The organism is Hymenobacter coalescens, from assembly GCF_054783195.1.
Genome location: NZ_BAAGRA010000021.1, coordinates 165,989 through 188,629 on the forward strand (window position 1 = coordinate 165,989; position 22,641 = coordinate 188,629).

The 22,641-nt window shown below is 64.7% G+C and carries 17 protein-coding genes; 7 read left to right on the top strand and 10 right to left on the bottom strand.

Going from position 1 to position 22,641, the window contains the following annotated elements:
- Nucleotides 1-7 precede the first annotated feature (7 nt).
- The 5 genes from ACYVKQ_RS19925 to ACYVKQ_RS19945 form a co-directional block, all read right to left on the bottom strand.
- Nucleotides 8-2,683 carry a polynucleotide kinase-phosphatase gene (locus ACYVKQ_RS19925; protein ID WP_460677113.1) on the bottom strand — a complete coding sequence of 892 codons (2,676 nt, stop codon included), beginning with the start codon at nucleotides 2,681-2,683 and terminating at the stop codon, nucleotides 8-10.
- Nucleotides 2,684-2,927: 244 nt separating this feature from the next.
- Entirely contained in the window at nucleotides 2,928-4,691 is a 1,764-nt protein-coding gene (locus tag ACYVKQ_RS19930) for a patatin-like phospholipase family protein (protein ID WP_460677114.1), read from the bottom strand.
- A gap of 39 nt (nucleotides 4,692-4,730) precedes the next feature.
- Nucleotides 4,731-5,348, bottom strand: coding sequence for a peptidoglycan recognition protein family protein (locus tag ACYVKQ_RS19935; protein ID WP_460677115.1), 618 nt, complete (start codon nucleotides 5,346-5,348; stop codon nucleotides 4,731-4,733).
- A 164-nt stretch (nucleotides 5,349-5,512) separates the two neighbouring features.
- Nucleotides 5,513-7,474 (bottom strand): OmpA family protein, encoded by a 1,962-nt coding sequence (locus ACYVKQ_RS19940; RefSeq protein WP_460677116.1) that lies wholly within the window; start codon nucleotides 7,472-7,474, stop codon nucleotides 5,513-5,515.
- Between the two features lie 418 nt (nucleotides 7,475-7,892).
- Nucleotides 7,893-9,326 carry a 3' terminal RNA ribose 2'-O-methyltransferase Hen1 gene (locus ACYVKQ_RS19945; protein ID WP_460677117.1) on the bottom strand — a complete coding sequence of 478 codons (1,434 nt, stop codon included), beginning with the start codon at nucleotides 9,324-9,326 and terminating at the stop codon, nucleotides 7,893-7,895.
- Nucleotides 9,327-9,541: 215 nt separating this feature from the next.
- Between ACYVKQ_RS19945 and ACYVKQ_RS19950 the strand changes: the two genes are divergently transcribed.
- The gene (locus tag ACYVKQ_RS19950; protein WP_460677118.1) at nucleotides 9,542-10,102 is read left to right on the top strand and encodes a hypothetical protein; all 561 of its coding nucleotides are present in this window, start codon (nucleotides 9,542-9,544) and stop codon (nucleotides 10,100-10,102) included.
- An 88-nt stretch (nucleotides 10,103-10,190) separates the two neighbouring features.
- Here ACYVKQ_RS19950 and ACYVKQ_RS19955 read toward each other — a convergent pair whose 3' ends face one another.
- Nucleotides 10,191-10,712, bottom strand: a complete 522-nt coding sequence (locus ACYVKQ_RS19955) for an NUDIX domain-containing protein (protein ID WP_460677119.1) — start codon at nucleotides 10,710-10,712, stop codon at nucleotides 10,191-10,193.
- Between the two features lie 101 nt (nucleotides 10,713-10,813).
- On the opposite strand from ACYVKQ_RS19955, the gene ACYVKQ_RS19960 reads away from it, so the two are divergent.
- The gene (locus ACYVKQ_RS19960; protein WP_460677120.1) at nucleotides 10,814-12,223 is read left to right on the top strand and encodes a DEAD/DEAH box helicase; all 1,410 of its coding nucleotides are present in this window, start codon (nucleotides 10,814-10,816) and stop codon (nucleotides 12,221-12,223) included.
- Nucleotides 12,224-12,480: 257 nt separating this feature from the next.
- The gene (locus ACYVKQ_RS19965) at nucleotides 12,481-12,963 is read left to right on the top strand and encodes a hypothetical protein (protein ID WP_460677121.1); all 483 of its coding nucleotides are present in this window, start codon (nucleotides 12,481-12,483) and stop codon (nucleotides 12,961-12,963) included.
- Nucleotides 12,964-13,061: 98 nt separating this feature from the next.
- Here ACYVKQ_RS19965 and ACYVKQ_RS19970 read toward each other — a convergent pair whose 3' ends face one another.
- From ACYVKQ_RS19970 to ACYVKQ_RS19980, 3 genes are all read right to left on the bottom strand, one after another.
- Nucleotides 13,062-13,235 carry a hypothetical protein gene (locus ACYVKQ_RS19970; protein WP_165822014.1) on the bottom strand — a complete coding sequence of 58 codons (174 nt, stop codon included), beginning with the start codon at nucleotides 13,233-13,235 and terminating at the stop codon, nucleotides 13,062-13,064.
- Nucleotides 13,236-13,917: 682 nt separating this feature from the next.
- Nucleotides 13,918-14,478, bottom strand: a complete 561-nt coding sequence (locus tag ACYVKQ_RS19975; RefSeq protein ID WP_460677122.1) for a helix-turn-helix domain-containing protein — start codon at nucleotides 14,476-14,478, stop codon at nucleotides 13,918-13,920.
- Between the two features lie 391 nt (nucleotides 14,479-14,869).
- Nucleotides 14,870-16,645 carry a L,D-transpeptidase family protein gene (locus ACYVKQ_RS19980; protein WP_460677123.1) on the bottom strand — a complete coding sequence of 592 codons (1,776 nt, stop codon included), beginning with the start codon at nucleotides 16,643-16,645 and terminating at the stop codon, nucleotides 14,870-14,872.
- Between the two features lie 358 nt (nucleotides 16,646-17,003).
- Here ACYVKQ_RS19980 and ACYVKQ_RS19985 point away from each other — a divergent pair, with 358 nt between their 5' ends.
- Nucleotides 17,004-18,806: a M1 family metallopeptidase gene (locus ACYVKQ_RS19985; RefSeq protein ID WP_460677124.1), complete on the top strand. Its 1,803-nt coding sequence runs from the start codon at nucleotides 17,004-17,006 to the stop codon at nucleotides 18,804-18,806.
- Between the two features lie 147 nt (nucleotides 18,807-18,953).
- The gene (locus ACYVKQ_RS19990; RefSeq protein WP_460677125.1) at nucleotides 18,954-19,877 is read left to right on the top strand and encodes a cyanophycinase; all 924 of its coding nucleotides are present in this window, start codon (nucleotides 18,954-18,956) and stop codon (nucleotides 19,875-19,877) included.
- A gap of 86 nt (nucleotides 19,878-19,963) precedes the next feature.
- Here the strand turns inward: ACYVKQ_RS19990 and ACYVKQ_RS19995 are convergent, their stop codons facing one another.
- The gene (locus ACYVKQ_RS19995) at nucleotides 19,964-20,935 is read right to left on the bottom strand and encodes an isoaspartyl peptidase/L-asparaginase family protein (protein ID WP_460677126.1); all 972 of its coding nucleotides are present in this window, start codon (nucleotides 20,933-20,935) and stop codon (nucleotides 19,964-19,966) included.
- Nucleotides 20,936-21,199: 264 nt separating this feature from the next.
- Between ACYVKQ_RS19995 and ACYVKQ_RS20000 the strand changes: the two genes are divergently transcribed.
- Both ACYVKQ_RS20000 and ACYVKQ_RS20005 read left to right on the top strand, forming a co-directional pair.
- Entirely contained in the window at nucleotides 21,200-21,619 is a 420-nt protein-coding gene (locus tag ACYVKQ_RS20000; protein WP_460677127.1) for a DUF3127 domain-containing protein, read from the top strand.
- 89 nt (nucleotides 21,620-21,708) lie between these two features.
- On the top strand, nucleotides 21,709-22,599 hold the full coding sequence (locus ACYVKQ_RS20005; RefSeq protein ID WP_460677128.1) for an SDR family NAD(P)-dependent oxidoreductase: 891 nt from the start codon (nucleotides 21,709-21,711) through the stop codon (nucleotides 22,597-22,599).
- Nucleotides 22,600-22,641: the final 42 nt, after the last annotated feature.

Sequence of the window (22,641 nt, forward strand, 5' to 3'; positions counted from 1 at the left end):
CCCGCGCTTACAGGCGCGGGTCCACGGCCTCGCTTTCCAGGGCCAGCACCCCGAATACGCACTGGTGCACGGCCCGCAACGGCTGCCCGGCCACGAAGCGCTCCAACCCCTCCACGCCGAGGGCGAATTCGCGCAGGGCCAGGTTGCGCTTGCCCTTCACGTTTCGCTCGCGCAGGCGCTCCAGGTTGCCGGGTAGCAGGTAGTCGGGGCCGTAGATGATGCGCAGGTACTCGCGGCCGCGGCACTTGAGGGCGGGCTGCACCAGGTTTTTGCGCCCGGCCGGGATGAAGTCGTAGGGCTTCACCACCATGCCTTCGCCGCCGGCCGCCGTCAGGTCCGTCCACCACTGGGTAGCAGCCTCCACGTCGGCTATGTCATTGAGGTGCACCACGCGGTAGGGCGTGGCGCGCAGCAGGCCCTCGTCGGCGCGGCAGAGGGTGCGCAGGGTTTCCATGTGCCAGGCGTGGTCCTTGTCGAAGTACGTACGGCCCTCGGTGGCCAGCAGGTGAAAGGGCGCCAGGCGCAGGTCGGCCAGGCTGTCCACCGGCCAGCAGTAGCGGCGGTAGGCCGCGGCGTAGTGCTCGGCGGCTGCCTGACGGGCCGTGGTGCGGGCCAGCAGCGCCTCCACGCCATCGAGGCCACGGGTGGCGGCCTGGCTGAGCACGGCGGCGGCCTCGGGCAGGGCGGCCGTAGCAGCGGCGGCCACCGCCGCGTACTGGTTTTTGATCAGCTCCTGCGCCTTGGCCGACCACGGCAGCAGCTCCGCGTCGAGGCACAGCCAGTCGGTGCCGAACTGCTCCCAAAAGCCGCTGGCGGTCAGCGCCTGCTGCAGGCGCCCCAGGAAGGCCGCCTCCAGGGCCGCATCGGCGAAGAAGTTGCGGCCGGTGCGGGTGTAGCACTTGCCCGGCCCCTCGCCCACCACCCCGAAGCGGCGGCGCGCGGCTTCCTCGTCGCGGGCCAGCACCAGCACCACGCGGGAGCCCATGTGCTTTTCCTCGCACACGACCCGCTCCTGCCCCTGCCGGCGGAAGTAGTCGAAGGCTTCGGCCGGATGCTCCAGCAGCTCGGGCAGCGCCGAGGTTTCGGAGGGCGACATGGTGGGCGGCAAGTACAGCAGCCATTTGGGGTTCAGCGCGAAGCGCGACATGACCTCCAGGGCCGCCACGGCGTTTTCTTCCCGGATGGTCACCGAGGGCAACAGGCGCGTCTTAATGATCTGCTTGCCGGTCACGTCGCGGATGTCAAGCACGTCGTCGTGATGCTGCTGGGCCGAGAGCAGGGCGGCATCGGCGGCTACTTCGGCCGGCCGCAGCGGGCGTACCGGCTCGCAGTACACCCGGGCGGCGGACACCGTGACCAGCTCCCGCTCGGGGTAGCGCAGGGCCGTGAGGCGGCCGCCGAACACGCAGCCCGTGTCGATGTCGATGGTGTGGTTGAGCCATTCGGGTTCGGGCACGGGCGTGTGGCCGTACACCACCATGGCCCGCCCGCGGTACTCCGAGGCCCAGTTGTAGCGCACAGGCAGCCCGAATTCGTCGATTTCGCCGGTCGTCTCGCCGAACAGCGCGAAGGCGCGCACCGCCCCGGAGCCGCGCCCCTGTATGTCTTCGCGCAGGCCGGCGTGGGCCACCACTAAGCGGCCCTCATCGAGCACGTAGTGGCTCACCAGCCCGTCGAGAAACTGGCGCACCTGTTTTTTGAAGGTTTCCGACTCGCCGGCCAGCTGGGCCAGCGTTTCGGCGAAACCGTGCTTTTCGGCCACGCTTTTCCCGTTCAGGTAGCGCAGCAGCTTGATGTCGTGGTTGCCGGGTACGCACAGCGCCAGCCCGTCCTGCACCATGCGCATGACCAGGCGCAGCACCGCCGGCGAATCGGGGCCGCGGTCGACCAGGTCGCCGAGGAACACGACTTTGCGCGCGGCCTCGCCTGCTGTTTCAAAAGGGTTTCCCGGCGTCGGCAGCTCCGACGGCTCCATCCCGCTGGCCTGGGCGGCGGCCCGGCGCGTGACGCGCACGCCCAAGTCGCGCGGGTCGAGGCGCTCCTCCGCTTCCACGGTGTAGCCCAGTCGGTCGAGCAGCTCGACCAGCTCCCGGTAGCAGCCGTGCACGTCGCCGATGATATCGAAGGGGCCGGTTTCGGTCCGGCGGTTGTTGTGCAGCGGGTCGCGCTGAATGTGCTGCACCGCGTCGATTTCCTCGGGGCCGTGCAGGTGGTAGAGGTGGCGGAAGCCCTCCTGCTTGAGCGTTTTGAGCGAGCGGCGCAGCTGCTGGCGCTGCTGGGGCACCACGTGGCGGCCCAGGTGTTGCCGCTCGGCGCGCTGCTGGTTGCGGTCCTCGGCCAGGCGGTCGGGCACGTCGAGCACCACGGCCACGGGCAGCACGTGGTAGTCGCGGGCGAGTTGCACCAGGCTTTTGCGGGCCTCGGGCTGCACGTTGGTGGCGTCCACCACCGTCAGCAGCCCGCGCTTCAGGCGCAGCCCCACCAGGTAGTGCAGCAGCGCAAACGCATCGGGCGTGGCCTGCTGGTCGTTTTCGTCGTCGGCCACCAGCGCCCGGCAGTGGTCCGACGAGACGATTTCGGTGGGCCGGAACAGCCGGCGGGCAAAGGTGCTTTTGCCCGCCCCGGACGTGCCGATCAGCAGGATCAGGGAAAGCTCGGGGACGCGCAGGGTAGTCAGGGGCATGCCGCAAAGGTGGCAAAAGATGCGCAGCGTCGTGCTCTGGGGAGTTGGAAGCAGAGTTAACTCCACGTTGGCCGGTTGTGTGCTACCCGCGAATTGCAGCGAGTGGCTATATGGCGAGACGCGTCCCATCGCGTCTCCTCGTCGAACGACCTGTACCGCGCTGACAACACAACCTCCGTAACGCTGAGACGCGACGGGTCGCGTCTCATTTCACCTACGGGTAGCGCGACCGGCTGGCCGGCAGCTACAGCAACTCGGCCCCCCGCAACGCATCCCGAATGATCTTCATCACCGACTCCTGCGCCATGCGCCGCAGCTTGCCCCGCACGAACAGGGGGTACACGGCCCGGGCCGCCCACCAGCCGGGCGGCATGCTGCGGCCCAGCAGCTCCGTTATCACTTTCAGGCGTTCCTCCAACTGGTTTTCCACCTCCTGCAGCTCGGCCGGGCGCAGGCGCGCATCGGCCCAGCGCGGGGCCGGCACTTCCGCGGCCGAAGCGCCCAGCAACGGGATGATGGGCAGCCGGGCCTCCCCCTGGGTGCCGCGCACCACGTAGTCGGGGTGCTGCTTCAGCGCGTCGGTCCAGCGTTCAAACAGGCCGTTGTCGGCGGGTAGCGTAAACCAGCGCCGCAGAAAACGCTGGCAGTTGCGACGGCCCAGCTCGAAGTCGTGCTGCCGGAACTTGCGGCTCAGGAAGCCGCCGAACGCGCCCAAGGGGCCGCAGGCCAGCGCCGGGGCCGGCGGCCGGGTCCCTTCGCGCACGGGCGCCACCACAAAGCGGCTGTTCACGTCCAGGTCGAGGGCGCCGACGAGGTCTTCGGCCCGGAAGCGGGCTTGGTTGAGCAGCGTGGCCAGCAGCCGCCCCACCAAAGGCCCCAGTTCCTGCTGCAGCACGGCAAAGGAGGGCTCGGCAGCACCGGGGAAAGGATCGATCAGCACCAGGGCACGCCGGGCGCGCTGCCCGTTGGGGTCGTTGCGCAACCGGCCGCTGAGGTCACCGGCAAGCACCCTGCGGGCAATTTCAAACGGCTCGTTGTTGGTCACGCCGCCGTCCACGAACAGGTACCGGGCACCGTCGGGCTGCTGCGGGTCGTCGGGCGGGGCCGCCACGCGCCGCACGAAGTCGGGCCGGGCGCGGCCCAGGTACCAGCGGCTGGCAAAGTGGGCGTTGGGAAACTTCATGGCCCGGCTGACTAGCGCAATGGGGAAGGCGCCCGTGGACAGCGCCGCCTGCCCGAGCCGGTCCCAGGCGGCGGTGCTGGCCGCCCCGTTGGTGCTGGGCAGCAGCACCAGGTCGGGCGCGACGGCCGCCGGGGCCAGAGGCGGGTGGTGGGGGGCCAGCAGGCGAAACTGCAGGCGGTCGGCGTGGTCGGTAAACAGCTGGTCGTTGCCGCCCTGCTGGGTGACGGCGTACGTCAGGCCGTTCAGGTTGGTCAGCGTCAGGTAGAAGTCCAGGTGCTGCCCGGGCAGCCACGGCGGCCAGCGAAACCGCGTTGGTCGGGTCAGCGCGTCGCGGGCAATGACGTCCAGCACGTCGCAGTTCAGCAAGTTTTGCAGGCTCTGGAAGCCGAACTTCGGGTCGGCGCGGGCCCGGCGCTTCAGATCGGCCGGATCGAGCAGGTGGCGGATGTCGATGTCTTCCACCCAGGCTTTGTGGAATTTGTGCGTGGTGCCCTCCACAGCCGACACCGCGCTGAGCGCGGCGCACATGCCGCCGGCCGAAGCCCCCGCCATGACTTTCAGCCGGACCTCGTGCAGCGGCAGGGGGCCATTGCCGTCGGCCGCCTGGTACGGGTGCACTAGGGCCCGCTGCAGTTCGGGGCTATACCAATGGTCCAGCGCTTGAAAGAGGAAATCGATGACGCCAGCCGTGTACGCACCGGCCGACACAGCGCCGGCCATCACCAAGCCCAGTTCGAAAGTGTACGGATCAGCGGGCGGCGGGGCCAGTAGGACCTCGGGCGCAGGGAGATGCCGGCCGGCGCCGGCCAAGAGTGACGGTTCCATGAGCAGCACGGCGAAGGTGAGAGGAAGAGGCCGCGGTACTTACACCAGGGCGGGCATGGCGCGGAGCACCAGCGGCAAGAAGTGGGCTTGAGCGGCGGCAACCGTGTTGCCGCCAAAAAAAGCCGTTCCGGGGCAGGTCTTAACGCCCCTGACCACGGCTTGCTGCTCGGCCCGCGGCAGGCGCTGCCCCGTATCGGGGTCGAACCAGTGGTGGTACACCACCGTGTGCACGCTGGGCCGCAGCCCGAAGTGGTGGCAGAGCACGGCGTTGAGCTGCACGATGACGTCGCGGTGGGCGTCCGTCATCGGGTCGCGGCCGGCATCAAAGTCCCCGACGTGCTCCAGGCAGATGCCGCCCGTGTTGTGGGCGTAGATGCCGGCCGGCTTCACGTCCAGCGGGCGGCCCAGGGCGAGCTGCCCGTCCGGGAAAGTGGTCAGGTTTTGCGCTATCTGGCTGAAGCCGCGGTCCTGCACGTGGCTGCGCTCCATACCTTGCAGCAAGGCAAAGTGGTTGCGCCCGTTGAAATCCGCGTACGCCGGCCGCCAGGTATGATGGTTCTGCACGTGATGGATGGTGCGCACGACGCGCTGCTGCTCCAGCCAGTCGGCAAACTCAAATGCCGACTCGAAGAGCACAAATTTGCCTTTCTTGACCATGGCGCAGGAAGCTAAAGGGTGACGCCTCGTTTCGCCGCGGGCGGCGGCGTCAGCATCCTGAAATTCTGCAACATGCGTTGAACAGACATCAGTAGCAGCACTGAATTTACCGGGAAGCAGTCACGGGAGGCGCTTGGCTGCACCACTTCAGCGCCCACCCTTTCCTACCGGCCCGTCACCCGAAACTCCACCCGGCGGTTGAGCTGCCGCGTGGCTTCGCGGGCGTTGCTGGCCCGGGGCTCGGCGCCGCCCAAGCCCACGCCCGTGATGCGCGCCGGCGCAATGCCGCGCTCGACGAGGTACGCCTTGACGGCCGCCACGCGCTGCTCGCTCAGGACCACGTTTTTGCGCGGGTCGCCCACGTTGTCGGTGTGGCCGCGCAACTCGATGGTGATGCCCGGGTTTTGCGTGAGCAGGGTCACCAGCTGATCCAGGGCCGGACCCGACGAGGCGAGCAGCACGGCCTGCCCCTGCGCAAACTGCACGTTGTCGAGCGGCAGGGTAGCGCCCACCGCTAGCGGCCGCAGCAGGATGTCCTGCACGTAGGGCCCGGCGCCGGTCCGGTAGGTGCTGTCGACGGCGAGGTACCCGGCGAGCTGTGCCTGCAGGGCATAAGCCTGGCCGGGCGCCAGGGTCAGCGAAAAGCCCCCTTCGGCTGTCAGCGGCGTGGTGTCCAGGCCGCCGCCGGGACTGCGCAGACGCAGCTGGGCCTGCGGCAGGGGCTGCAGCGTAAGGGCGTCGAGCACGCGGCCGCGCCAGGTGGCGGTAGTCGGGGCCGGGGGCGCCGGCGTCGCTCGGGAAGCCCCGCGAAAGAGGTTGCAGCCAGCCAGGTCGGTGTAAATGCCGCGGCGCACCCGGTAGGCCTGCCGCTTGGCCATGTCCACGCGGTAGAGGGCTTTGGGGCCGGCCAGGTACAGCCGGCGCCGGCCGCTGGCGTCGTTCTGAAACAGCAGGTCGCTGTAGCCGCCGCGCTCGGGTAGGCCGGTGAGCGGCGTCAGCTCCGGCGCGGGCCGCAGGGTATTCAGGTCGATGCGCAGCAAAGAGCCGTCGGTGCTGTACACCTGGTACAGGGTATTCGCGTCGTCGAGGCAGAAATTGCCGTGCGAGCCCGCCCCGGCAAAGCCAATGGCCGGGTAGTACGGCGCCTGCCGCACCGGGTCGGCGGTCCACACCACCGTCACGGCCCCGTCGTGCGGGCTTACCTTGACCAGTTGCCCGGCGTCGGAGGTAATGAAATACAGGTCGCCGCGCTCGTCCGTGGCGGCCGAAATCCAGACGCTTTCCCCGCCCTGCGCGGGCAGCTGCCAGGTGGTGTAGCCGCCCTGCCGGGTGGCGGGATTGTAGCGGTACACGAATTCGGGCGTGTCGGTGGGCGCTTTGGTTACCGAGTAGAGGCAGTTGTCGAAGCCCTTGGCCAACGCGTACGACTGAAACGGCAACACCAGGTGGTGGACCCGCGGCGGGGCTTCGGGGTCGGCCACCGAAAACTCGTGGATGGAGCGGCAGTCGTCCTCCCACCGGTCGTTGTGGTAACGCAGGGCCGCAATGCCGTACATTTTGTCGTCGCAGCGCTGCTCGGCGTAGCGGCGGCTGGCGGGGCCGTTGCCGGTAAAGGCAAACGACTCGACCACTTGCCGCCCCTGCGCCAAGTAGCGGCTATCCGCGCCGATGGCCCGGTATTCCACCTCGAACGCGTAGCCGCCGCGCCATACCCGGCGCCCCACCACGTGGGTACGGCCGGCGGGCGCGGCGTAGGTGTAGTCGTAGCGCGCTTCCTGGTAGCGGCCCGCGTCGTGCTGCTCCAGCTTCAGCACCCGGGCCTGCGGCAGGCGCCGGATATCGCGCCACAGCGAATCAAGCTGACCGTACGCGAGCAGGTTCAAGTCCTTTTGGTGGTCGGGCAGCGGGCGCACGGTCAGCGTGGCCTTTGCCGGCGCCGTGCGCCGGGAGGAGCCGGTGAAAAAGGTCACCTCGCGGCGGTCGTCGCGGCGGTGCAGCTGCCAGGCGCGCGGGTAAGCCAGGCGGTAACCGCCCTCGGCGTCGGCGTAGCGCTTGGGCTCTGAGGTCTCCTGTGCGTGCAAGGTTACTCCGTACAGCGCCAGCACCAACGTCAGCAAAACCTTCATAAGCAGCGGAGGAGCAAAAAAATAGGGCCAGCAACCCAAAAGGTAACAAGGTTACGGCACTTGCCGCGGAGCCGTTTTCGCACGCCGGCGGCTTGTGGGGTCTTTGAGCTGATACTCTACTTGATACGGCAGCCACAAATGGCTTCCCCCATAGCAGCCCGGGCCGCTGCGTGAGGCTTTCACCCCGGAAGCCCCCATCCGCGCCCTGCGGTAGGCACAGGCAGTGCCGGCCATCAAGGGCGCAGCGGCCAGCGGAGGTGTCCCGGCGCACATAGCAGAACCGCGCAACCCTTCACCCGAACGCAAAAACGGCCAGATCCGGTATGGCCACGTTTACCCACGCAGCCTTTGGGCTGGCAAGCACGTGGCCCGGCGCAGACCCTGGAAACAGCGCGCGGGTAACGCCGGGCCGGAGCCGTCAGCCTGCGGCGGGCATTCCGGCATGCTCAAACACGGCCAGCTGCGAGGGCGCCCCTACTTCTTCGGCCTCGGGCCCCAGCGGTGCCATCCGCACGCGGTAGCCTTGGCGCTCGGCCACACCCGCCGCCCACTCGGCAAACTGCGCCCGCGTCCACTCGAAACGGTGGTCGTGGTGGCGAAACTCCCCGGCGCTCAGCTGCTCGTAGCGTTGGTTGTAGTCGGCGTTGGGCGTGGTCACGAGCACGGCGCCAGGCCGGGCGCGGGCAAACACAACCTGCTCAAACGCGGCCAGCCGGCCCTCGTCCAAGTGCTCGATGACTTCCACCACGGCCGCCGCATCGTAGCCGGCCAGGCGCGGGTCGTGGTAGAGCACGGAGCCCTGCGCCAGCGTGAGCCGCTCGCGCTGCCGCGGGGGCATCTCGGCCACGCGCAGCCGCTCCTGCGCCCGCTGCAACTCCTGCCACGACACGTCCAGCGCCAGAATGTGCTCGATGGACGGCAGTTTGAGCAGGCGGCGCACCAGCTTGCCCTCCCCGCAGCCCAGGTCGAGCACGCGGCGGGCGTCCAGCCGGCGGATTTCCTCCCCCACGCGGTCGAGGCGCTGCTCGTGCAGGCTTTGCCGGGGCGACGCGGTTTCGGCGGCAGTGGGCAGATCGGCGGCGGGGCCGAGCACGTCGTCCGAGGCCTCGGCTTCGCCGGCCAGCAGCCGCTCCAGCGTGGGGTTGACGTACTGGACCAGGTTGCGCAGGTAACGGCGGGTGATAAACTCGCGCGCCGGGTGCTGGGGCAGCCAGGCCGTGCCGCGGTGTAGCAGCTTTTCGGCTTCGGCCTGGTTGATCCAGTAATGCTTGTCGCCGCGGTCGAGCACCGGAATGAGCACGTAGAGGTGGCTGAGCAGGTCGCGCAGACGCAGGGCCGGGTGACGCAGGCGCAGCGTAAAGTAGCGGCTGTCGCCCCAGGCCGGCACCGTCGGGTCCAGCGGGTGCGCCGTGGTTTCGACCTCGTAGCCCAGCGGCCCGAACAGCCGGTGGAGCTGCCCGGCATCGGCCGCGGGCATTACGGCCACGGTGGCTTCCAGCGGCAGCAGCACGTCGGGCAGTTCGGGGCGGTCCTTGCAGGTGCCGTTCATTGCCGTATTGAAGGCTTTGCCCAGGGCCACGCTCAAAAACGAAGAAGCCGCGTAGGGGCGGTCGTTGACGTACTGCTCCAGCGCGAAGCCCTCGCCCGCCGGGCCGCGGTGGCTGCGCACCAGCCCCACGGGGTCCAGTTCCAGCAGCAGCGCGGCCGTGCACCGCTCGGGCGTGGCTTCCGGGTAAAAAATATGGGCCTGCCCGGCCGCAATTTCCAGCGTTTGCAGCCGAGCCGGGTTCTTGTGGAGCAGGTAGCCCAGATCGGTAGCGGGCTGGTGGGTGGTGGTAATGGTCAGCAGCATCGGCAAGACGCGGGAAGGTGCACGGCACTGCCGGGACGGGCAGGCCGGGCAAGTTACGCGAATTGGTTTTCGCTCCCGACGGGGTGCCGGTACGGGCAAACACCCAAAATGTGGAGAAACTCTCGTCCCTCCCGGTTGCGTTGCGCGGTGAGCCGCGGGCAGTTGCCTATTTTTGTCGGCTGAAGGGTGCGCCACCGCACCCCTCCGAACCTACTATGAAGAAGTTTTTTACCCTGCTTACGCTGCTGGCCCTGGGCACGGTAGCGGCCCACGCCCAGTCGCTGCCCGGTGCCGAGCGCAAGAAGTACATGCTGCCCAAAAAGGACAGCGAATGCCCGTACGTGCAGAACGTGACCAAAAACACGGAGGAGGAACAGGAAGTGGAGGGCACGTTTACGCGCCTGGCTTACCGCCCCTACGCCGAGCTGCTGAACGAAATCAACGAGCTGCGCAAGATGAACAGCTGGGCCGACACGACGTACCAGCGCCGCTTCGAGCAACTGCCCGCCGGCGGCGTACTGGTGGTAACCATGCACCGCAAAGGAGCCAAGAACGCCGACCCCAGCCTGCTCACCGTGGCCGCCAGCAGCAAGGACGGCAAGCAACTCATGAGCCAGCAGCTCACGCCGGGCACCGGCCGCTTCTGGAACCGCGACCTGTACCTGAGCACCCGCACTATACCATTTGTAAAAACCGACCAACCCGGTCCGGTGCAGGTTGTCATTACGGACGACAAGCTCAAGCAGCACTTTGATTACGTGGTAAATACCCAATAATCTGACGTTACGCGCGGACTTAGCCTTAAAAGTCAATCGGCCGAAGCTGGTTTAGCCTCGGCCGATTGATTTACCCAATTGGGTACGGCTATTTTTGCTGCAGCTGCGCCCACTGCACGGCCACCAGGGTCTTGGCGTCGCGCCACGGGCGGGCCACCATTTCGTCCCAGCTCAGGCGCACGACGGTGATGTTCTCGTTTTCGCCCTCGGCCCCGCCGCCGGCTCCGCTCGGGTGGCTGACCTCAGCGTAGTACACCCCAATCTGCTCGGCGTTGCCGCCCGGCGAAGGGTACAGGTCCACGATGTGCTCCAGCCGGTGTACCTCGGCGTAGCCCAGCTCCTCCTCTATTTCGCGGCGTAAGGCCTCCTCGGGGGCCTCTCCCTTCTTGTCGAGCATGCCGGCTGGGATTTCCTCAATTTCTTCTTCGGCCCCGACGCGAAACTGCCGCACGAAAACATATTCGCGTTTGTTGGTGTCAAATACCAGCGCGGCAACGGCGCGGCCGGGCTCAAACCGCTCGCGCGTCAGTTGCTGGTCGCCGTCCTGCACGGTGAGTTTGCGCAGTTTATAGAAGCCGTCGTAAACCGTTTCTACCTTTGTAATCTTCATGGAGTGTTTGGGATAAGGGCCAGCCTGGTTTCCTTACGCCAAATATGCGGGCCAATGTTTGCCCCACGCCGCACTCCGCCGCATTCTTTTTCCATTCGACCTTGACATTTGACGACCTCCAACTGCTGCCGGCGATTCTGAAATCCCTGCACGCCGCGGGCTACGAACGCCCCACCCCCATTCAGCAGCAGGCCATTCCGCACGTGCTCGACGCCCGCGACCTGCTGGGCGTAGCGCAGACCGGTACTGGCAAAACCGCCGCTTTCACCCTGCCGCTGCTCCAGCGCCTGCACCTGGCCAAGCCCACGAACCAGCCCACCGGCGCCCGCGCCGTGCGCGCCCTGATTCTGACGCCCACCCGCGAGCTGGCCATTCAGATCGGGGAAAGCTTCGAGAGCTACGGCAGCCACCTGCCGCTGCGCCACGCGGTCATCTTTGGCGGCGTGAGCCAGCATCCGCAGGTGCAGGCCCTCAAGCGCGGCATCGACGTGCTGGTGGCCACGCCCGGCCGCCTGCTCGATTTGATCGGGCAGGGTTTCGTCGACCTGAAACGCCTGGAAATCTTCGTGCTCGATGAAGCCGACCGCATGCTCGACATGGGTTTCATCAACGACATCCGGCGCATTTTGCCCCTGCTGCCCAAGCAGCGGCAGTCCCTGTTCTTTTCGGCCACCATGCCGCCCACCATCCAGCAACTGGCCGATACCATTCTGCGCAATCCGGTGCAGGTGGCGGTGACGCCCGTATCGAGCACTGCCGAGACGGTGGCGCAGACCGTGTACATGGTGGAAAAAACCGATAAGCCCTTCCTGCTGCTGGAAGTGCTCAAAGACCCCGCCCTGCGCCGCGTGCTGGTGTTCAGCCGCACCAAGCACGGGGCCGACCGCATTGCCAAGGGCCTTACCGCGAAAGGCATCGGGGCCGAGGCCATTCACGGCAACAAGTCGCAAAACGCCCGGCAGCGCGCCCTGCAGAACTTCAAGAGCGGCGAAACCCGCGTGTTGGTGGCTACCGACCTGGCCGCCCGCGGCCTCGACGTGGACGAGCTGAGCCACGTGGTCAACTACGAGCTGCCCAACGAGCCGGAAACTTACGTGCACCGCATTGGCCGCACGGGCCGGGCCGGCGCCGTGGGCACTGCCCTGTCCTTTTGCGACTTGGAGGAGCGCGCCTACCTGCAGGACATTCAGCGGCTGATCAACCGCGAAATTCCGGTGGAAGATTCGCATTCCTACGCCAACAACGACGTAGCTCCGGTACCGCTCAAGGGTCCGAACATCACCAAGCCCAAGGGGCCGGCCGGTCGGCCCCCGCGCCAAGGACGTGGTGCCACCGGCGGCGCGCCCAAAGCGGCGCGCTCCGAGCACGCCCGCTCGGCATCCGCCGCTCCCCGGCCCAAGCCCGACCGCCAGGGCCAGCCGAAGCGCGCAGGGGCCAGCCCGGCCGGAGCCAAATCGGGCTCCGACGGCCGCCCAGCCCGGCGCCGCCGCGACTCGCGCCCGAACCGGTAATCGCCGCTCCTCAGCGACTACGCCGCTCGTCTCTGTAGACGGGCGGCTTTTTTTATGCTGCCCCAGCAGAGCGGTCTGCGGTGCCGGTGCCCTGGCCGTCCGTATTCAGCAATGCTGGCTCGTCGGAGCGCCCGGCCATGAAGCGTAACGCCGTCTTCGGCTAGACTCCACGAACAAATTTTAGCGCCGCGCGCTTATACAGGTGATACCGGCACCTGAAGCCGGGCTCTTTATGTGCCATTCCACCCCGCCGTTTCATGGCTAACAGTTCGCACTCGGTTATCGACGCGCTGCGCACCACCGCCCAGCGTCTCAGCGCACAGGCTCCCTATCAGTGGGGTCATATGGGCAGCTGCAATTGCGGCCATCTGGCCCAGACGATTACCCGCCTGAACAAGGCAGAAATTCATGCCCGCGCGTTGCAGCGCTACGGCGACTGGGACCAGCAGCTGCGCGACTACTGCCCCACCAGCGGCTTGCCCATCGACGAAACGATCGACGAAATGCTGGCCCTGGGTTTTACCCGCAGCGACTTAGCGCACTTGGAACGCCTTTCTGATCCGGTCGTACGGGCGGCCATTCCGTTTGAGCGGCGGCAGGCCCTGCGCCACAACCACCGCGACGACGTAGTGCTTTACCTGCGCACCTGGGCCCAGTTGTTGGAAGACGAATTGCTGGCTAGCATCAGGCTGCCAGAGTTGCACCCGGCTGAAGTAGCGACTCCGATCTTGGTCCACTAATTTCCGCCAAGGCCCCGCGCAAAACGGCCCCGCCCGACAGTGCTGTCGGGCGGGGCCGTTTTGCGCGGGGCCTTGTGAGCAAACCCGGACTAAGCGGATTACTTAATAGCGTTCGGGTTGCTGCTCTGCGCCTCGCGGTAGCCTTCGGCACGGTGGCTGCGCTTGTAGGCAGCATCGGCGTTGGGGTCTTGTTCGGCATTCGGCGGGGGCGTGCACGACGTGGCCAGCACGGCCACCCAGGCAAATAAAGCGAGCAGGCAGGTCTTCTTCATGCCCCAAAGGTAATGAGCCGCCGCGGATTCCGTCAAGCGAAGTTCGAAGTAAGTACAACAGCGTGTAAGCGTCTGCTTACTCGTAGCAGGTTAACAATTATAACCGCCGCTAACGTATACGCAGCAATTGGCTTCCCCGCCCCGTTTAGAAATAACTTCTACCAACGCCTATCCTAATTCATTCGATACAGCTGAACAAAACATCACAAAAGTAAACCAACGAATACTCGACTAATGCAGTTAGGATCTAATCCAAACAATTGGATGTAACTTTACCAACAAGTAATACAGTCAATAATTTTAGCAAAGCTGGTTTAAATATCCCGGTACAACGACTCAAATAAACGACACACCTGAATTTGTACTAACACATTGTTTTCACGTTACGAATCAAGAATTCTATTACATAAACCACAAGTCACAACAACAATGAACATATAACTGATTAACAGTAGTTTATAAAACATAAACAATTACACCTGTCAGACAAAAAACACGAACATGACATATTTAAATTAACAAACATATCCTCGTACTTAACTCACTCATCCGTAAGTTGCAATTTACCGCCCGTTTCCATGGCTAAAACACCACCACAATCAAGCCAAAATTCTATAGGGATACGGGGAATCATAAGCTGGGCAAGGCAGCTTATGGTCACAAACACCATTTCCCGAGGATATCAGAACCCCTCCGGCGCGGGACTAAAGTCCGTGAATGTGCCGTCGCTGTAGAACACGAGCACACGCCGGATAGTCTTGGAGGGAGTAGCCTGAATAGCCGGCTGAGATGGCGCGGCATGGCTGGTGTTGGGCAACTCAGCCGCTGGTAAGCCTGGAATAGGCAACTGATTGGACTGCAAGACTGCCTCTCGTGGGGCCTCAACTGCCGTCCCCCTGATGCGGCTGGCGACGTGCTTGGATTGAGGAGCCTCTGTAGGCTGCTTGGCGGCACGCAGCCCGCGGCGGGCCACCTTATCGGCCGGAACGAGGGGCGGCTCCTCAGACGGGGCCGGAGGCATTGTAGCGGAGGCATCAGCCAGCATTGCCCCCTGCCCGGTCAGCAGCCAGGGCATGGACAGGTCGGGAAAGGCCGCAATGATCTTCTGCACGACCTCTAGGCTCGGCTTATTGCGCCCTCCCAGTATGTGGCTCATAATGGGCCGGGCTACGCCAATTGCATCAGCGAACTGGGTTGGGCTGAGCTGCCGGGCTTGAAGCAAGAGACGGATGCGTTCGACCATAGTTGTGGCTTCGGTTTACAAAACTATCATCTTCCGATGGAAGTACACAGCAAACCCAAAACGAGCTTTTAAAGCAAACAATACACAAGTAAACAAGCGTTAACATTTGTATTACATACGTTAGCAAACTGTTTACATAAGTAACAGATGTAAACAACCCACTTTGCTGCCTGTTGAGCAAGACACTTTGTGCCACCTGCGATGCATTATCCCTATGCTAGTGCAGAGTTAGATGAGTTGCTAGGTACCAGAGACTGATTCGGACCACCTCTACCCCTCCTTCCTTGAGGCCATGCATAAAGCCCGACGGCCGCTATCCTCTGAGTAGGATAGCGGCCGTCGGGCTTTATGAGTTAAGCGGATAGGCGGTGGCCCGTCATGCGCGAGTGGCTCAGGTGCTGAAATACTCTTGGGCTAGTGCTTTGTCGTGACCGTAAATGTCGTCGCGGAAATGCAGGTTGCCGGCATCATCCACCCAGGCCGTAAAGTATACCAAGTATACGGGCAGCTTTTCGGGGAGCGGGACGTATTGCTCCTTCCCGCCGGCAATGGTCTCCTGAATTTTGGTCATGTCCCAGCCGGGCTTGTTGCGCAGCAGGTACTCGGCCAGCTCCAACGGTTTTTCTACGCGCACGCACCCGTGGCTAAATCCGCGTTTGCCTTGGCTAAACAACTCGTCGTGCGGAGTGTCGTGCAGGTAGATGTCGAGTGAATTGGGGAAGATAAACTTAGCATCTCCCAGGTCGTTTTTCGGTCCCGGCCGCTTGCGTAGCGTGTAGCGCCAAGTGCCTTCCGTCAGGTTGGCCCAATCGATGCTGGTGGGGTCGACCGGCGTGGCTTTCGCCCCCGCCCCCTTCACCACTTCCATGTCAAGACGGTTGAGGTAGCCCACCGGATCGGCGGCCAGCTTTGGGCGCAGCTCTTTGTCGATGATGCTGTAAGGCACGTTCCAATACGGCGCGAGTACTACGTACTCCATCTTGTCGCTGAAAACCGGCGTTGCGTTCAGCGTCTTACCCACGATAACGCGCATGTCGATGGCCGGCTTGCCGTTCTCGTACACCCACATGTGGTAGTCGGGGATGTTTACGAGTAGGTAGTTCGGCTCGAAGCGCTTGGGTATCCACCGCCACCGCTCCATGTTCACGATGATCTGATCGATGCGCTGCTGCAGCGGCACGTTCAAAAACTTGATGGTTTCGGGGCCGAGGTTGCCATCGGCTTTCAAGCCGTGTTGCGTCTGGAAAGCTTTGACCGCAGCCACCAAATCCGCGTCGTACGTGCGCGACTCCTGAGGGGCCGCCGGCTGTCCCGACCGGTTGTTCACGGGCACAGCCTGCATGGGCGCTGCCACGTCCGGGTTAGGCGTTCCATCGGCCTTGAAGCCGAGCAAGCGGCGGCGCAGGGCCGGCACCACGGCCGAGGTGTCGCCGGGGCGCAGGCGCTTAACGGCGGGCACAGGCTGCCAGCCACCGTTGCGCTGCATGGTGCGGTAGTGGGCCAGGGCCGTGCGCAGCCGGTCATACTCTGGGTGCAGGGGCTCGAATTCGTAGTACGGATAAGTACTTTCGCGCTCCTTGAGTATGGTCATGAGGGCCTTGTGCAACTTGATTTTGTTGCGTTTGACCTGCCAATCGATGTTTTTTACTTCGCGCGGATTCACGATACCGCGGTAGAAATCGTCGGCCCAATTGAAATAGGTAGCCGACAGGGCCACATCAATTTCCTGTTCCAGCGCGTTGCGCGCCGTGGTATCAGGGGCTTCTTTGATCTGAGCGAACAGCTTATCGAAGTCGATGACCCGGTACTTCTTTGGATCGAGGCCGTCGGCACCGGCCTTGCTCAGCTCGGCCAGCATGCGCTCGGTCTGGGGCACCAGCTCGTGGTTGCGAAACCAGCCCAAGCGGCCGTTGCGCTCCTTGTAGAACTTCTTGCCCCATTCGATTTCGTCTTTGAAGGCCGGCTTCGAGGCCATGTACTTCTCTACGTACACGGTATCGACGAGCGGCTGCGGCCCACCCAACTTGCCTTTAGGCAGGAGGTCGGCGGCTGCGTCCTGAACTTTGTCCTGCTGCTCCTGGCTACACGCACTGGTAACCAGCAGCAGGCACATAGCCAGCCACAGCATGATGGTGGAAAAGAAAACGGATTGAACCGATGGTTTCATTGGAGCAGAGGGTGGAAAACAACGCGGCGAATGCGCGCATCCGCAGTGGCATTCCCAATAGTGGCGGCTGGGCTGCGGGCGCGGTTGCCTCGTTGTACTCCATTGGCCAGCGACGGGTTGCCCAGGGCCAACGGTTTCCAGCCGCCAAGATAACCCAAAACGGCCGCCTCAGAAAACATTTCTAAACAGATATATAGGCTTGATAGGCACCGGCTCCGCCCCCGAGCGACCAAGAAAGCTGCCGCGCGCAGCAGGCCTCGGTGAGCCTACCGCCGTACACCCTACGCCTGATTCCCAAACCTGCCCGGCGGGCAGGTGGTTATCTTTGCCTTCGCCTCACCTTCCATTCCTTGATTATATGGCCGTTTCTCTGCTTGCCGCCGATCCGCACAGCTGCGCCCGCCCTGCCGAGGCCGTTGTACGCCACCTTGCCCTTGATTTGACCGTTGACTTCCCCAGCCGCGTGCTGCGGGGCAAGGCTACCTGGCAACTGGAGGTGCAGCCCGGCGTGACGGATCTGTGGCTCGACACGCGCAACCTGGCCGTGGAGGCCGTCACGCTGGAGGACGGCGTGACGCTCACGCACTTTGAGCTGGGCGACGACGACCCGGTGCTGGGCCGGCCCCTGCGCATTCACGTGCGGCCCGACACGCGCGCCATTACGGTGGTGTACCGCACGGTTCCCGAGGCGGCCGCGCTGCAATGGCTAAGCCCGGAGCAAACGGCGGGGAAGCAGCACCCCTTTCTTTTTACCCAGTCGCAGGCCATCCTGGCCCGCACCTGGATTCCGTGCCAGGATTCGCCCGGCATCCGCTTCACGTACGAAGCCACGGTGCGCGGCCCGCAGGAACTGCTCGCGCTGATGAGCGCCGAAAACCCCCAGCAACGCTCGGCCACCGGCGAGTACCGCTTCCGCATGCCGCAGCCGATTCCGGCCTACCTCATGGCGCTGGCCGTCGGCGACCTGCAGTTCGAGCCGCTGAGCCCGCGGACCGGCATCTACGCCGAGCCGGCCACGCTGCCGGTAGCCACGCACGAGTTTGCCGACCTCGAGCATATGGTGGCTGCCGCTGAAGAACTGTACGGACCCTACCGCTGGGAGCGGTACGACCTACTGGTGCTGCCGCCCTCCTTCCCGTTCGGCGGCATGGAAAACCCGCGTCTGACTTTCGTCACGCCGACCATCCTGGCCGGTGACCGAAGCCTGACCAGCTTGGTGGCCCACGAGCTGGCGCACTCCTGGTCGGGCAACCTGGTCACGAATGCCACCTGGAACGACTTCTGGCTGAACGAAGGCTTTACCGTGTACTTTGAGCGGCGCATCATGGAGCGGCTATACGGCCGCTCCTACGCCGACATGCTGCAGGTGCTCGGCCAGACGGGCCTGCACCACACCATCGACGAGCTGGGCAAAGAGAGCATCGACACGCACCTGCACCTGAACCTGGCCGGCCGCGACCCGGACGAAGGCCTGAACGAAATTGCCTACGAGAAGGGCAACTACCTGCTGCTGACGCTGGAGCACCTCGTAGGCCGCGAGAAACTGGACGCCTTTATCACACGGTACTTTACCGAGCACGCTTTTCAGGCCATGGATACGGCGCACTTCGTGCAGTACCTGCGCCGCGAGCTGCTGGACCAAGTGCCCGGAGCGGAGGAGCAGCTTCAGCTCGACAAATGGATAAACGCCCCCGGTATTCCGACCGTGGCTCCGCCGGTGCAGTCGGAACGGTTCGGGAGCGTGGAAGCCGCGTTGCAGAGCTGGCGGCACGGGGCTGCACCCGCTTCGCTGGAAACTGGTGCGTGGAGCACGCACGAGTGGGTGCATTTCCTGCACGGCCTGCCGGAGCACATCAGCGCGCCGCAGCTGCAGGATTTGGATCAGGCCTACGGGTTTACCCAATCCGGTAATGCCGAAATTCTTTCCGCTTGGTTTCCGCTGACCATTCGGACGGGCTACGCGCCGGCCGAGGAGGCCCTCGGCAGCTTCCTCACGCGGGTGGGCCGCCGTAAGTTTCTGGTGCCGCTGTACAAGGCCCTGCTCGCCACGCCGGCCGGTCAACAACGCGCCCGGCAGCTTTACACGGCGGCGCGGGCCAACTATCATTCCGTATCCACCAGCACGCTGGATACGTTAGTAGGGAAGCCGGGCGCCGCGTAAGGGTGGCCGGCCCGGAGCCGGGCGGCCGCTGACCGGATGGTTGGCAGCGGCCCCGGCGCAATAATTGCTACCCGGCGGAAGCTGGCCCCAGGATTGCAGGCGCCAACCGGTTTTGCTTTTCTTCTTAATTACACCTCCCCCAACTCGTTGGACACACTAAAACCTCTGGGTAAACTCATTGCCGTGGGTGGCAACGAAGACAAAGGCACCCACCCCAACCCGCGCAAGCAGAAGAAATACTACCTCAATTTTTTTGAGCTGGGCATTCTGAAGCGCGTGGTGCTGGAATGCGGAAAAACCGATCCGCGCATCGAAGTCGTGACCACGGCCTCGATGATTCCGGAGGAAGTCGGGCGCATCTACGTGTCGTCGTTTGGCATGCTCAACTGCATGAACGTGGGCATCTTCGACATCCGCGTGCCGGCCGACACCGACCAGCCCGAGTACCTGGAGCGCCTGGCCCAGGCCGACATCGTCATGTTTTCGGGCGGCGACCAGTCGCGGCTCAAGGAAATGTTTTGCGGCACCCGGTTCCTGGAGCTCCTAACGGAGCGCTACGTGCGCGAGTCGCATTTCGTCATTGCGGGCACCTCCGCCGGCGCCATGGCCATGTCGCAGATCATGATCCGCGGCGGTTCGGTGCCGGAAGCCTTGATGAAGGGCGCCGTCAAAATGGGCACCGGCCTGGGCCTGATTCAGAACGTAGTCATCGACTCGCACTTCGTGAAGCGCGGCCGCTTCGGCCGGCTCATCGAAGCTGTGGGCCTGCACCCCAAGCTCATCGGCATCGGCCTGGGCGAAGACACGGGCGTGCTCATCCGCGAGGGCAACCTGATCGAAACCATCGGTTCGAACCTGGTCATCATCATCGACGGCCACAACATCCGGCACAACAACACGGCAGCGGCAGCGAAGGGCACTGCCCTTTCCATCGAGAACATGACCATGCACGTACTGGCGAAGGGCAACGTGTACGACATCCGGGAGCGGCGGTTCTTCGTGGACAAGCGCACCCACGACGAGGCGCTGGCTCCCCACCCCCAGCCGGAGGAAACGCCGGCCGGCCGGTAGCAGCTACTCCTTATTATGTATAGCACGGGCCGGACTGGTAGCAGTCCGGCCCTTAGCGAGGAGGCGGGAGGGTCCGAACGACTCGGCTATTCGTCTTTGTAGATGCCCACGAACAACGGCGACGCGCTGCCAATGCTGGCCCGGTACATGCCGTCGGAGTTGAACGGCAGGGCAATGTTGCCGGCCGCATCCACGGCCACCAAGCCGCCTTCGCCCCCCACGGGCGCCAGCTTGTCGTGCACCACCACGCGGCAGGCCTCGGCCAGGCTTAGCCCGCGGTACTCCATCAGGCAGGCCACGTCGTGGGCCACCACGGCGCGAATAAAGTATTCGCCGTGCCCGGTGCAGCTGATGGCGCAGGTCCGGTCGTCGGCCCAGGTGCCCGCGCCGATCAGGGGCGAGTCGCCGACACGGGAGTAGCGCTTGTTGGTCATGCCGCCGGTACTGGTGGCCGCCGCCAGGTGCCCGTGCTGATCGAGGGCCACGGCGCCGACGGTGCCCATCTTTTTCTTCGGGTCTTCGTCGAAGGGCAGCGGCTCTTCCAGCGGCGCCGCCTGGCTATGGTCGAGGCGGACGCGGCCGCTGCTCAGGGCTTCCTGCAGCTGCTGGTAACGGTGCTCGGTAAAAAAGTACTCGGGCGGCTGCATCGGCAGGCCCTGCTGCCGGGCAAACTCCTCGGCCCCGGGCCAGGCCAGCAGCACGTGCTCGGATCTTTCCATCACAAGCCGAGCGGCGCGGATGGGATTTTGAATGGCGCGCACGCCGGTCACGGCGCCGGCCTGCCGCGTGTGACCCACCATCAGGGAGGCATCCATTTCGTGGTGCCCCTCGTGGGTAAACACGGCGCCGCGGCCGGCATTGAAAAGCGGGCAGTTTTCGAGCTGCACCACGGTTTCCTCCACCGCATCGAGGGCCGAAGCTCCTTGGCGGAGCAGCTCGTAGCCGCGGAGCAGCGCGTCGTGCAGGGCCTGGCGGTAGTCACGTTCGGCGTCGGGGGTCAGCAGGTGCCGGGCGATGGTGCCGGCCCCGCCGTGCAGGGCAAGGGAAATGGGAGACATGCAGCAAAGATGGAATGTGCTTGCCCAAGTACGGCCGGCCGGGCCGGTAGTTCCATCCGCCCCGCCTTTCAGGCCGGCACTCCTTATTATATATAGCTCGTCCATTTGTCTGCTCCAGCCGGCGCAGCCCGGCGGGCGAAGCTCACGCGTTCAGCCTGAAGCGCTTGGCCGCAGCCGCCCGAAAAGCTTGCATTTAGCCTACGCTGGGGAATTATTTTTCGTAGATTTGGCTTACTAATTTTCAACACTCCCCTTCTTTTGACTATGGCTTACGAAGCTACCGGCCGCCTGCACGACATCATGGACGAGCAACAGGTGAGCGAGAAATTCCGCAAGCGCGAGTTCGTGCTGGAAGTCGTAGACGGCCAGTATCCCGAGCATATCAAGTTTCAGCTGGTACAGGACAAGACCGCGCTGATCGACCAATACAAAGTTGGTGACGAAGTACGCGTGCAGTTCAACCTGCGCGGCCGCGGCTTCAACAAGAATGGCCAGATGCTGTACTTCACCAACCTGGAGGCCTGGCGCATCGAGGCGGCCAGCGGTGGTGCTCCCGCCGGCGGCAACCAGGGCGGCGGCTACGCTGCTCCGGCAGCCAACCAGAACCCCGGCCTGCGCCGCGACGCCCAGCCGCAGCGCCCCGCCCCCATCGCTTCGGACGACGACAACGACCTGCCGTTCTAAGCCAACCACGGGCCCGCCTGAAATAAATGCCGCTCCCGGCTGCCGGGAGCGGCATTTTTGCGTATACGCCGGGCAGCTTCCTCCACCCCATGCATTCTGCCGATTCCACGTCCTGCTCCCTGCAGGGCAAAACGCTATTGCTTACCGGCGCCTCCGCGGGCATTGGGCTGGCCGCCGCCCGCCAGCTGGCCCATCTCGGGGCGCGCCTGGTACTGGTGTGTCGCGACGCCGGCCGCGGCGAGCAGGCCCGGGCCGCCGTGCGGCTGGCGGCGCCCCAGGCCCCCGAGCCGGACCTGCTGCTCTGCGACTTGGCTAGTCAAGCCGACGTGCACCGCCTCTGCGACGAGGTGCTGGCCCGCTACTCCTCGCTGGACGGGCTCATCAACAATGCCGGCGTGCTCCCCGACCGTTTGATCACCACCGCCGAGGGACACGAACTGTGCTGGGCCACCAACCACCTGGCGCCGTTTATTCTGACCAACCGCCTGCTGCCCTTGCTGGAAGCCGCCGGGCCGGGCGCCCGCGTCATCACGGTGGCTTCCGAGGCGCACTGGCTGGGCGAAATCGAAAGCCACGCCCCGGCGCGCGTCGACGCCAACCGCAGCAGCGCCTTTACGGCGTACTGCGACTCCAAGCTGGCCAACATCCTGTTTACTAAAGCCCTGGCCGAGCGCCTGGAGCTGACCGGCATCACCGCGCACTGCTTGCACCCGGGCGTGGTGCGCTCCAACCTCTGGGCCCACAGTTCCCGGCTGATGCGGCTGCTCGTGCTGCTCGGCATGCCTTTCGCCCGCTCCTGCGAACGGGCCGCCGCCGGCCTGGTGTGCGTAGCAACCTTGCCCGACCCGGCCAAATTCAACGGCGCGTATTTTAAAAATTGCCGGCCGGGGCGCGCTTCGGGCCGAGCCGGCAATCGTTCGGAAATGCACCGGCTGTGGCGAATTTCGGTGGAGGAAACGGGCATTGCTACAGTATCATAGATAGGGTACCGTTTTTCTTAGCGCGCAGCAGGAGTACCGCTT

Coding starts and splice junctions, on each gene's coding strand:
- ACYVKQ_RS19930 (WP_460677114.1), bottom strand. CDS start 4,691: ATGGAACCGTCACTCTTGGCCGGCGCCGGCCGGCATCTCCCTGCGCCC.
- ACYVKQ_RS19925 (WP_460677113.1), bottom strand. CDS start 2,683: ATGCCCCTGACTACCCTGCGCGTCCCCGAGCTTTCCCTGATCCTGCTG.
- ACYVKQ_RS19975 (WP_460677122.1), bottom strand. CDS start 14,478: ATGGTCGAACGCATCCGTCTCTTGCTTCAAGCCCGGCAGCTCAGCCCA.
- ACYVKQ_RS20005 (WP_460677128.1), top strand. CDS start 21,709: ATGCATTCTGCCGATTCCACGTCCTGCTCCCTGCAGGGCAAAACGCTA.
- ACYVKQ_RS19985 (WP_460677124.1), top strand. CDS start 17,004: ATGGCCGTTTCTCTGCTTGCCGCCGATCCGCACAGCTGCGCCCGCCCT.
- ACYVKQ_RS19940 (WP_460677116.1), bottom strand. CDS start 7,474: ATGAAGGTTTTGCTGACGTTGGTGCTGGCGCTGTACGGAGTAACCTTG.
- ACYVKQ_RS19935 (WP_460677115.1), bottom strand. CDS start 5,348: ATGGTCAAGAAAGGCAAATTTGTGCTCTTCGAGTCGGCATTTGAGTTT.
- ACYVKQ_RS19980 (WP_460677123.1), bottom strand. CDS start 16,645: ATGAAACCATCGGTTCAATCCGTTTTCTTTTCCACCATCATGCTGTGG.
- ACYVKQ_RS19955 (WP_460677119.1), bottom strand. CDS start 10,712: ATGAAGATTACAAAGGTAGAAACGGTTTACGACGGCTTCTATAAACTG.
- ACYVKQ_RS19945 (WP_460677117.1), bottom strand. CDS start 9,326: ATGCTGCTGACCATTACCACCACCCACCAGCCCGCTACCGATCTGGGC.
- ACYVKQ_RS19970 (WP_165822014.1), bottom strand. CDS start 13,235: ATGAAGAAGACCTGCCTGCTCGCTTTATTTGCCTGGGTGGCCGTGCTG.
- ACYVKQ_RS20000 (WP_460677127.1), top strand. CDS start 21,200: ATGGCTTACGAAGCTACCGGCCGCCTGCACGACATCATGGACGAGCAA.
- ACYVKQ_RS19950 (WP_460677118.1), top strand. CDS start 9,542: ATGAAGAAGTTTTTTACCCTGCTTACGCTGCTGGCCCTGGGCACGGTA.
- ACYVKQ_RS19965 (WP_460677121.1), top strand. CDS start 12,481: ATGGCTAACAGTTCGCACTCGGTTATCGACGCGCTGCGCACCACCGCC.
- ACYVKQ_RS19995 (WP_460677126.1), bottom strand. CDS start 20,935: ATGTCTCCCATTTCCCTTGCCCTGCACGGCGGGGCCGGCACCATCGCC.